The sequence below is a fragment of the Methanobrevibacter sp. DSM 116169 genome, from assembly GCF_046197865.1.
Lineage (GTDB): Archaea > Methanobacteriota > Methanobacteria > Methanobacteriales > Methanobacteriaceae > JAHKLT01.
In genome coordinates, this window is record NZ_CP166990.1 from 1,913,307 (window position 1) to 1,924,084 (window position 10,778).

At 25.6% G+C, this 10,778-nt stretch carries 8 protein-coding genes; 3 read left to right on the plus strand and 5 right to left on the minus strand.

Annotated elements, in window-relative coordinates:
- Window positions 1-3: 3 nt before the first annotated feature.
- Entirely contained in the window at window positions 4-483 is a 480-nt protein-coding gene (locus ACA134_RS09295; RefSeq protein ID WP_409200138.1) for a 3-isopropylmalate dehydratase small subunit, read from the minus strand.
- 8 nt (window positions 484-491) lie between these two features.
- Window positions 492-1,739, minus strand: coding sequence for a homoaconitase large subunit (gene hacA, locus ACA134_RS09300; protein ID WP_409200139.1), 1,248 nt, complete (start codon window positions 1,737-1,739; stop codon window positions 492-494).
- A gap of 352 nt (window positions 1,740-2,091) precedes the next feature.
- Between hacA and ACA134_RS09305 the strand changes: the two genes are divergently transcribed.
- Window positions 2,092-5,277, plus strand: coding sequence for a beta strand repeat-containing protein (locus ACA134_RS09305; protein WP_409200140.1), 3,186 nt, complete (start codon window positions 2,092-2,094; stop codon window positions 5,275-5,277).
- 96 nt (window positions 5,278-5,373) lie between these two features.
- Here the strand turns inward: ACA134_RS09305 and ACA134_RS09310 are convergent, their stop codons facing one another.
- Entirely contained in the window at window positions 5,374-6,954 is a 1,581-nt protein-coding gene (locus ACA134_RS09310) for a hypothetical protein (protein ID WP_409200141.1), read from the minus strand.
- A 275-nt stretch (window positions 6,955-7,229) separates the two neighbouring features.
- Between ACA134_RS09310 and ACA134_RS09315 the strand changes: the two genes are divergently transcribed.
- Window positions 7,230-7,484 carry a UPF0147 family protein gene (locus ACA134_RS09315; protein ID WP_409200142.1) on the plus strand — a complete coding sequence of 85 codons (255 nt, stop codon included), beginning with the start codon at window positions 7,230-7,232 and terminating at the stop codon, window positions 7,482-7,484.
- On the opposite strand, the gene ACA134_RS09320 is transcribed toward ACA134_RS09315, so the two are convergent.
- On the minus strand, window positions 7,481-8,488 hold the full coding sequence (locus ACA134_RS09320; RefSeq protein ID WP_409200143.1) for a cobalt-precorrin 5A hydrolase: 1,008 nt from the start codon (window positions 8,486-8,488) through the stop codon (window positions 7,481-7,483). The genes ACA134_RS09315 and ACA134_RS09320 overlap by 4 nt on opposite strands.
- Window positions 8,489-9,490, minus strand: a complete 1,002-nt coding sequence (locus ACA134_RS09325) for a cobalamin biosynthesis protein (protein ID WP_409200144.1) — start codon at window positions 9,488-9,490, stop codon at window positions 8,489-8,491.
- Between the two features lie 64 nt (window positions 9,491-9,554).
- Here ACA134_RS09325 and ACA134_RS09330 point away from each other — a divergent pair, with 64 nt between their 5' ends.
- A complete protein-coding gene (locus ACA134_RS09330) occupies window positions 9,555-10,040 on the plus strand; it encodes a DUF2299 family protein (RefSeq protein WP_409200145.1) in 486 nt (161 codons plus the stop codon).
- Window positions 10,041-10,778 lie beyond the last annotated feature (738 nt).

A 10,778-nucleotide genomic window follows, 5' to 3' on the forward strand; every position in this document is an offset into this window, starting at 1 on the left:
ATATCATTTTTTATTTTTAATATATTCTATTAAACCACCATTTTCAAGAATTTCTAACATAAATGGAGGTAATTTCTTAAATTCATATTCTTTACCAGATGCAGAGATTATTACTCCTTTTTCAAGATCTATTTCAATCTCTTCACCTTCATTTATTTCTTTACTAATTCCAGGTGCTTCAAGAAGTGGAAGGCCTAAATTTGTAGCATTTCTATAAAAGATTCTTGCAAATGATTCAGCTATTACAGCACTAATTCCTGCAGCTTTTAAAGCTATTGGAGCATGTTCTCTTGAAGAACCGCAACCAAAATTCTTTCCACCTACAATAAAATCTCCTTGATTTGTTTTTTCATTAAAATCTGGGTCTAATCCTTCCATACAATGTTCTGCAAGTTTTTCCTCATCAGTATAAATTAAATACCTACCAGGTATAATTATATCAGTATCAATATCATTTCCAAATTTCCATACTTTTCCTTTCATTATATCACCTATTTTGGAAGAGTTATTCTACCTGTAATTGCAGATGCAGCAGCTACTGCAGCAGAAGATAAATATACTTCTCCTTCAGGACTACCTTGACGACCTTTAAAATTCCTATTTGAAGTTGAAAGACTTACCTCTCCAGGGCCTATTAAACCAGTATGGCCTCCAAGACATGGTCCACAACATGGAGCAGAAACAAGAGCTCCAGCTTCAACAAATATTTTAATTAAACCTTCATCTAAAGCCATCTCATAAACATTTCTTGATGCAGGTATAACAAGCATTCTAGTATCTTTAGCTATTTTATTTCCTTTTAATATTTTAGCTGCATCTCTTAAATCTTCAATTCTACCATTAGTACAAGATCCTAAAAATACCTGATCAATTTGCCTATCTACTTCACTAACAGGTTTTACATTATCAACATTATGAGGACAAGCTACTTGAGGTTCTAAATTACTAACATCAATATCAATAATATCTAAACTTATTGCATCTAAATCTGTATCAAATACTTCATAAGATTTATTAGAATGTTTTTTCACATAATCAATTGTTTTATTATCTACTTCTGCAAGACCAGTCTTACCACCCATTTCAATAGCCATATTACATAAAACCATTCTATCTGAAATATTCATATTTTGAACTGTATCTCCTGCAAATTCACATGCTTTATATGTGGAACCATCAGCGCCCATTTTTCCTATAATATTTAAAATTACATCCTTTGCATAAACATTTTCTTTTAACTTACCTGTAATATTAAATCTATTTGTTTCTGGTATTTTAAACCATAATTGACCTTCTGAGAAGACCATAGCCATATCAGTTGAACCAATTCCAGTTGCAAATGCTCCTAATGCACCATGAGTACAAGTATGTGAATCAGTTCCGACAATCACTTCTCCAGGAACAACATGCCCCATTTCAGGCAATATTTGATGACAAACTCCTGCATTAACATCATAAAAGTTTTCAATCCCTTGTTCTTTTACAAACTTTCTCATAATAATATGATTATTAGCAGAATCAATTGAATCAGCGGGAACTTGATGATCAAAAGGAATAACAATTTTTGATTTATCCCAAACCTTTTCTGTTCCTATTTTTTCAAATGATTGAACAGACAAGGGACCAGTCAGATCATGAGTCATGGCTACATCAATATTAGCCATAACTATATCTCCAGCTTCTGCATTATAATCTCCAGACGATTTTCTTAAAATTTTCTCTGACATAGTATATGACATTTCTTTTTACCTCAAACTTTTATCATTATAATATATAGTCTAAGATATACTTAAAATTTTTTTTAGGTTGTGATTATTTTTAAATGGATAGTTTTTGTTGCATTTTTAAAAGAATATAGTCTATTTTTTGTAAATTATTTAGTAAAAAAATCTTAAAGTGAATGAATTATAAAAAAATATTATGAATTTTATATACTTTCTTATATATTATGTTTATTTTAAAAAAATATTAATTAATTATATATATTTTAGTTATTTAGTGTTTGTTTGAATAAGATTTTCCTGAAGAAAAATTTATATCTTATTATATTCAAAACAGTAATATTATTTGTTATTGGAGGTTTATTTTAAAATGTTTAGAAATAAAATTTTTATATTGTTAATTGTTTTAGTTTTTTCTGTGGGTTTGGTGTCTGCAGAAGAAATTAATGATATAGGAGAATGGGATTCATTTGATGTTTATTCTGATGATCTTGAAATTAATGATGAAATGAAGACATATTCTGTTGCTGGTAATTTTACTTGTTTAGAACAAGAAATAATTAGTAAAGAAGTAGTTGATCTTGAAGGTAAAACAATTTTATATAATGATACAGGAAAATATGCTAATGGTATTGAGATTAATAAGATTGTTACTATTAGAAATGGTGTTATTGATGGAAACAGTGAAGTAAGAATTTTCAATATTGTAAGTGGTGGTAATTTAATTTTAGAAAACATAACACTACAAAACGGACACACAAATAGTAATGGTGGAGCAATCTACAATAATTATGGTGGTGTTTTTACTATAAGTAATTCTACACTAAATAACAACACCGCAAATAGTTATGGTGGAGCAATCTACAATAATTATGGTGGTGTTTTTACTATAAGTAATTCTACATTAAATAACAACACCGCAAGCGGTTGGGGTGGAGCAATCTACAATAATGGTAATGATTTTACTATAAGTAATTCTACACTAAATAACAACACCGCAAACTGGTATGGTGGAGCAATCTACAATATTGGTAATGATTTTACTATAAGTAATTCTACACTAAATAACAACACCGCAAATAGTTATGGTGGAGCAATCTACAATAACCGTGGTAGTGATTTTACTATAAGTAATTCTACACTAAATAACAACACCGCAAATAGTTATGGTGGAGCAATCTACAATAACCGTGGTAGTGATTTTACTATAAGTAATTCTACACTAAATAACAACACCGCAAATAGTTATGGTGGAGCAATCTACAATAATTATGGTAGTGATTTTACTATAAGTAATTCTACACTAAATAACAACACCGCAAACTGGTATGGTGGAGCAATCTACAATAACCGTGGTAGTGATTTTACTATAAGTAATTCTACACTAAATAACAACACCGCAAGCGGTTGGGGTGGAGCAATCTACAATAATGGTAATGATTTTACTATAAGTAATTCTACACTAAATAACAACACCGCAAATAGTTATGGTGGAGCAATCAACAATAATGGTGGTGATTTTACTATAAGTAATTCTACACTAAATAACAACACCGCAAGCGGTTGGGGTGGAGCAATCTACAATAATGGTAATGATTTTACTATAAGTAATTCTACACTAAATAACAACACCGCAAATAGTTATGGTGGAGCAATCAACAATAATGGTGGTGATTTTACTATAAGTAATTCTACACTAAATAACAACACCGCAAGCGGTTGGGGTGGAGCAATCTACAATAATGGTAATGATTTTACTATAAGTAATTCTACACTAAATAACAACACCGCAAATAGTTATGGTGGAGCAATCTACAATAATGGTAATGATTTTACTATAAGTAATTCTACACTAAATAATTCAAGATATACTAATCATCTTATTTATAATCATCAAGGTGCTACTTTATCATTAAAGAATAATACTATGTTTAATGATTGTTTTGAGCAAATTTATAATAATGGTACTATTGATACTTTGGTTTATTTGATTATTTTAGGTAATGGTACTTGTTATGGTGTTTATGGTGGTGATGTTATTTTAGATGCTTCTTTAACTGATGATAATGGTAATGTTATTGTAGGTCAAAATATTACTTTATTTAATAACACTATTTTTAATGTTAATTTAACAGATTTTGAAGATGGTTTATACACTAAAAATATCACATCTACTAGTGCTGGAAAATATCTAGTTAGTGGTACTTATATTGGTGGAACTAATATAACTGTACAATCAGGTTTATTAAATATTGATAAAAATAATGCTACTTTTAATTTAAATGAAAGTAACATGTTTTATGGTGAAAATCAAACAATAAGAATCATTACTAATGTTACTGGTAATATTACAATTATTTATAATGGTAAAAATCAAACACTAAATATTACAAATGGTGAAGTAATTTTCACAGACTTAAATCTACCAGGAGGAGAAAATAACATCACTATAATATATTCTGGTGATGAAAATTACCATTTTAAAACTTTTAACACTACAGTTAATGTTTTAAAGTCTAATAAAGCCAATATTAATATTACCAGCCCTGATATTGTTTCTAGTGAAAATCAAACAATTACTGTAACAATTGCTCCTAATGCTACTGGTAATATAACTTTAACAATTAATAATAAAAATTACACAAATGAAATAATCAATGGTACTGTATCTTTTAATGTTACTGATTTAAATCCAAATAATTACACTGCAATCATCACATATTCAGGTGATAGTAATTATAATGGTTTTAATAAAACATTGAATATTACTATAGCTAAAACTAATGTATCTTTAAATGCTAATGATACTTTCTTATTTTATAGAAATGGTACACAATATGTAGCTGTTTTAAAAGATTCTAATAATAATCCAATAGCTGGTGTGCTTATACAGATTACTATTAATGGTGTAACTTATAATAGAACTACTAATAGTGATGGTGAAGTGTTCTTAAATATTAATTTAAGGCCTAATACTTATAATGTCACTGCAAGATTTAATGGTTCAAGTAAATACTTTAATACATCAATCAATAACTTTGTTGTTGTTAATTCTACTTTAATAGCTGAGGATCTTACTAAACATTTCCGTAATGGATCACAATACACGGTTGAAGTTTTAGATAAAAAAGGAAACCCAATAAACAACACTCTAGTTGAATTTAATATTAATGGAGTATTTTATAATAGAACAACAAATGAAAATGGTATAGCTACTTTAAACATTAATTTAGATCTAAACACTTATATTATAACAGTAAAATGCAATGATTTAGAAATAAGTAATATAATTAAAGTTTTACCAATTCTAATAGGTGAAAACTTAAATAAAACATTTGGAAATAACGACACATACAACGTTGAAGTATTAGACGATCAAGGAAATAAAGTAATCAACCAAACAATACAAATCAACATCAACGGAGTAATATATAACAGAACATCAGATGATAACGGAATAGTAAAATTAAATATAAATTTAGATCCTGGATCATACATAGCTACAGCATCCTGGAAAGATTTCCATACAAGCAACATAATAACAGTAAACAAATAGTGGAAAAACATACATTCCACTAAATTTCTTTTTTAAAATAATATCTCTAAAAACTAATTTTTGGGCACTGTAAATTTTCACGGGTTTTTGTTTTTTTTATTGTCTGTTTTGTAGTGTTCTGTGGTTGGGTTTGTAGAATTTGATTGTGGAGGATAGTGATAGTAGTAATGACCATGGTTTTTTGGATGTGTGTTTTTTATGTCTTATTTGTGGTAGGCTGTTGAATGTTTCTGCTTGGCTTGTGGTTCTGCGAATTTTGTTATCTTTAGAGTATGCTGTTAGTTTGTCTTTTTGTTTGGAGAATTTATCCATGATTTTTTGTATAGGATCTGCAATGAAAAATATGTTTTTTTCATATTTTGCAAGTAGTTCTTTTGTTTTATTTTCGTCAAAACTTCTGAGTATTTCTTTCATTTCAGTAAATATCATTAAATTATAAGTGATATCTTTTTCTGGAATGTTTTCTTTTTTAATTTCATCAAATATTTTGTCTGTGGTGTATTTCATCCAATGAAATATGCATTGTTGTTGTGGTATATTTTTATTTTCAGCTATTTTTCCGTATACTCCTAACATATCGCTTGTTAATGATTGGATTGGTGTTTTATCGAATGTAAAATCAAAAAATTTATTTATAACATCATAATGACGTGTGTTTGTTATTGCAATAGATATGGGCATGTCTTTTATTTCATTTGAAAAAATAGTTACTAAGTAGTTTTTTTGACCATTAATATTTGTAAAGAGTTCATCAACAGTAATATGACCAAAATTAGCATGTTTTTTATTTTTACACATGAATAATATGCCTAAATCGGTAACCTCACGTTTTAGTGAGGTTTTACCTTTTTTTTTAAAATCACCAGGCAATGGAACAATGTCTGTTTCATAAACAAATTCATCATGTTCTTTTTGAATCACATTCCTAACATATTCATGACTTACATTGATATTCATACTAATTTCAACCACTTCTGCTATTTTATCAAATGATAAACCAGTATTTGCATGAATTTTACGTATTTTATCATCTAATTTCTTTTTCTCCTTTAATTCTTTATCTACTTTAAAATCTACAGGAGTAATAAACCATTTATCACATTCATTACACACATAAGACTGAGGATAATATTCCACAGATTTATTTTCTTTAGTTTTATAAATCCTACGTTCCCATCCTTTAACATTAGCATTAGATTCACCACAATGAGGACAAATTCTTTTTAACATTGCAAAACGATTATCAGGATAAGAAATAACATTAGATTCTTCTACATCCTCAAAAATATCTATACCAAAGCCTCTTTTAATATTGTTTCTTAAAGATTCATTAAAAGTAAGTCTATCAACCATAAAATCACCTACACCCCAATCTAAATTATTTTCATCAAAATCAACCAATAAAATCTGATCATCATTTGAATCACTATCATTAAAATCATTAAAAGATTTAAATTCATCAATATTATTAATATCATCAATATTTTCCAATAAAACTGTTTGAAATTCATCTATTAAATCAATAGAATCACCACAATACTTTTTATTCCTCTTAAAAAAAGGTTCAAAATCAATATCTAACCGAACAAAATCATCCAAATAAGTTTGATTCTCCCTAAATATCTTTTTAAAAGGTAAAATATTAACAATATTCATAATTAATAATATATAACTCATACTATATAAATATAACCAATATAAATTATTAAAAACACAATACACAAACAATATCACAAACCAATACAAAAAATAAAGACAAAACACTAAAAAAAATAAAAAAACAAGAAAATAAAAAAAACCATCCAAAAAAGAAAATCAAAACCCGTGAAAATTTACAGTGCCAATTTTTGAATGATTTATACAAAAGCTTAAATATTATAAATTAGATAATATTATAATTATTTACATTATACTTACTTTAAATAATTATTTAATATTCGAGGAGGAATAAAATGAGTAATGAAATTATTTCAGAAGTTTCTGAAATCTTAAAACATATTATGGAAAATAACAGCGTTCCAAGAAACATTAGAAAAGCTGCTGAAGATTCAAATATAATTTTAAATGATGAGGAAGAAGATGAAACTGTAAGAGTTAGCTCTGTTATCATCAAATTAGATGATATTAGTAATGATCCTAACATTCCTGTTCATGCTAGAACATTGATTTGGGAGATTTTAAGTAAATTAGAATCTATTAAAACTTAATTAATAGCTAGTGCTATTGTAACACCATCAAAAACAGATTTTTTATATATTAATTTTGAATCATATCCTGCAACTATTAAGGCTGATTGCTCACAAACACCATCAATTCCAAAATTTGACTTTACAAATTCAGATTTTGAGCAATCATTTGATTTAAATAACTTTAATTTTTCTATACTTACAGTTTTAAATGGAATATTTAATTTATTAGATAATTCAATAATTCCTTTTTCGTTTTTTTTCATTTCACCAGATGAAATGCAATTAATTCTTTCTACTGGTAATTTTAAATCATTTAAAACTTCTCTTAAACCATTTAAAACTTCAATTGAAGACTTACCTTTTCGACATCCAATTCCTAAAACTAAAGTTCTTTCTTTAAGAGTTAGTTCATGATTATCTATTTTTGCTATAAATTCATTTTTTAAAATATTATTATTATATTTTATAAGGTACATTTCAAGTGTATTATTTTGAATATAATTAATTAAATATTTCAAATTTGTATTTTCATTAAATAATAGCTCGATTTTCTCATTATTTAATAAGGCCTTATTAAAAAATACAATCTCCTCAGGATTTATAATCTTAAAATAAAATTTTGCTGCAATATTATCAATAGCTAGTTTATTATTTACATCTGTTGCAGTTGTTATAACTGGTTTTGCATTTATTATATTAGAAACCCTATAAGTAAACTCATTTCCTCCTCCAATATGACCTGATAATAAACTTATGACATATTCACCCGTCTCATCAATATTTATTACAGATGGATCATTAAGTTTAGATGAAATCAAACCACATATTAATCTAATTACTATTCCACTTGCCATAATAGCTATAATATGATCATATTCATAAAATGCAATTTTCATGTTCTTTTTAACACTTTTATAAAATAAGTCTGTTTTAATTACAGTTGAATCTTTATCTAAAGAATCTTTAATCTGGCAAGATAATTCAAATCCTTTTTTTGTAATTGAAATAATAGCTACTTTCATTTATACCACCATAATAATTATTGTAAGTACTAGCATTACAAGTGTAAATAAATACATTGTAAGTTTAGAAATCCTTATAGAATTATCTATATCATCTAATGATATACTTTTATTATCATCACCTAATACATATACATCTTCTTTAACAAGTTGAATATTTAAGGCTCCTGCTGTAGATGCCATTGTATAACCTGAATTTGGACTTGGACATTTTGATGAATCGTTTAAAAGTGTTTTAAAACTATTTTTATAATCAAACTTTAAGATATATGATGTAATTACAATAAATAATCCACCAAGTCGTGCAGGAATAAAGTTAATTAAATCATCACATTTAGCAGAAAAATATCCAATAGTAGAATATTTTTTATTTTTATATCCTACCATTGCATCTAAAGTGTTAATAACTCTATAAATTATTGGTATAGAAATTAATATAAATAACTTATAAGTTATATCAATATCTATTAAATTTAATATTATTATACTAATAAAATAATAAAATACAGGTGCTAAATACGAATCAACAATATTCTCAGACAAACTTTCTATTGTAGCTGATATAATCAATGTTTCATCAAGTTTTTCAGTATCTCTACTTACTAAATGTGCAATTGATGATCTTGCTTTATCGATATTATTTTCCAAATCTTTTTTAATGTCATGAGCTGATGATAATAGTAATTTAAATGAAAAACAACTTGATAAAATACATGTATATAATATAATAAATAATATAATGTTTATTTTTAATATAATATATAATATAAATAATAATATAAATAATGAAATAGCTATTGTTAATATTAATAATAACATTCCTGATACCTTATTTTTAATTTTTATTAATTGATTAGATAAAATTGATATGATTTTTCCAATTAAAACAACAGGATGAATCTTTGTTGGTAATTCACCAAATAACAAATCTATTATTAGTGATAAAATAAACACAATGATTGTAAAAGTAAAAAATAAGTTATTTATATTAAATTCTATCATTAAATATTATTATATATATTAAATTATATAATTATTTTTAAATTAAATTTATTAAAGTGAAAAAATGATTGATGAAGCAATAATTAAAAAATGGTTAGAAGAAGAAAACTTATTTACTAGTATGCCTGAAGATGAAAACTCAAGAGCTCATTTTATAATTACATATCCTGCAAATATTAACAATAAAATGGATATTATATTACCTAAAATGAAAACTGATTGTTTGACTATTGGTTGTGCCACTGTTGTAGATGATGGGTTATTAGAACTTATGAAAGGTAAAGTTGATACTAATGAGCAGTTTTTAATGGAAATTCAATCAATTGCTAATCAATTTTTACTTGATATAAGTATTTTTGCTGAACCAACTAAAGAGCTAAAACATTTTCTTATTACAGAAGAAATATTTGAAGATGGTCTTACAAAGGATTTTTTAATTAGATCAATTAAAAAAGTATTTAAAGCTAAACATCAATGCTTACTTAAATTAGAAGCTGTTTATGGTAAACCTATTCCATTTTCTAATAATCCAAACGATATTCCAATTTAATTTTTTTTATTTTTTTAAAGAGAGTGAGAGGTCTTCTTCAACTGAAACACTTTTGAGGGTCTTGAAAAACTGAAGAGGTATATTTCATATGTAAAACGCTTGAAATTTACCCCTCTTACTTTTTTTATATAAAACTTTATTTTGGCTTTATTTTATAATTTTAGGAATTTTTAAGGGTTTTTAAAAAATCTTTTCACTTGAAATATACCTCTTGATTTTGGGCTTTTTGAAAATTTTTCTTCACTTGAAATATACCTCTCACTCTATTTTTTGAAATTTTATAATTTTCTTCAAATGATTAAAATAATTATATAAATACCTTAGTTTTAAATTTAAAGAGATTTTAAAAGTTTTTAATTTTTTACTAAATTACAGTTGAAACACTTCTTTTTTCATTTGAAATATTTTTATAAGTTATTTATAAATAAATTTTTTAATATTATTTTAATAGCTTAATTTAATAATTAAAAACTATTTATAATCTTAATTTAATAATTTAACTTTAATTTTCTTTATCCATCATAAATAAATTATATTAACACTTTTTAAATAAATTTTTTATTAATTTTTAATACTTTTATTTTAATTTGTAATAAAAACATTTATTTATGTCTATTATTATACTATTACACTAGAAATATAACGAGAATTTATTCTGTAAAAATTTTTTTAAAAAGCATTCTTTTACACTTGAAATTTCAGATATATCTAACAACTTTACATTAATTTGGTGATTAA

What these genes read in the sequence shown, in the direction of transcription:
- ACA134_RS09320 (WP_409200143.1), bottom strand. Translation starts at nt 8,488, where the DNA reads ATGAAAGTAGCTATTATTTCAATTACAAAAAAAGGATTTGAATTATCT.
- ACA134_RS09310 (WP_409200141.1), bottom strand. Translation starts at nt 6,954, where the DNA reads ATGAGTTATATATTATTAATTATGAATATTGTTAATATTTTACCTTTT.
- hacA (WP_409200139.1), bottom strand. Translation starts at nt 1,739, where the DNA reads ATGTCATATACTATGTCAGAGAAAATTTTAAGAAAATCGTCTGGAGAT.
- ACA134_RS09295 (WP_409200138.1), bottom strand. Translation starts at nt 483, where the DNA reads ATGAAAGGAAAAGTATGGAAATTTGGAAATGATATTGATACTGATATA.
- ACA134_RS09325 (WP_409200144.1), bottom strand. Translation starts at nt 9,490, where the DNA reads ATGATAGAATTTAATATAAATAACTTATTTTTTACTTTTACAATCATT.
- ACA134_RS09305 (WP_409200140.1), top strand. Translation starts at nt 2,092, where the DNA reads ATGTTTAGAAATAAAATTTTTATATTGTTAATTGTTTTAGTTTTTTCT.
- ACA134_RS09315 (WP_409200142.1), top strand. Translation starts at nt 7,230, where the DNA reads ATGAGTAATGAAATTATTTCAGAAGTTTCTGAAATCTTAAAACATATT.
- ACA134_RS09330 (WP_409200145.1), top strand. Translation starts at nt 9,555, where the DNA reads ATGATTGATGAAGCAATAATTAAAAAATGGTTAGAAGAAGAAAACTTA.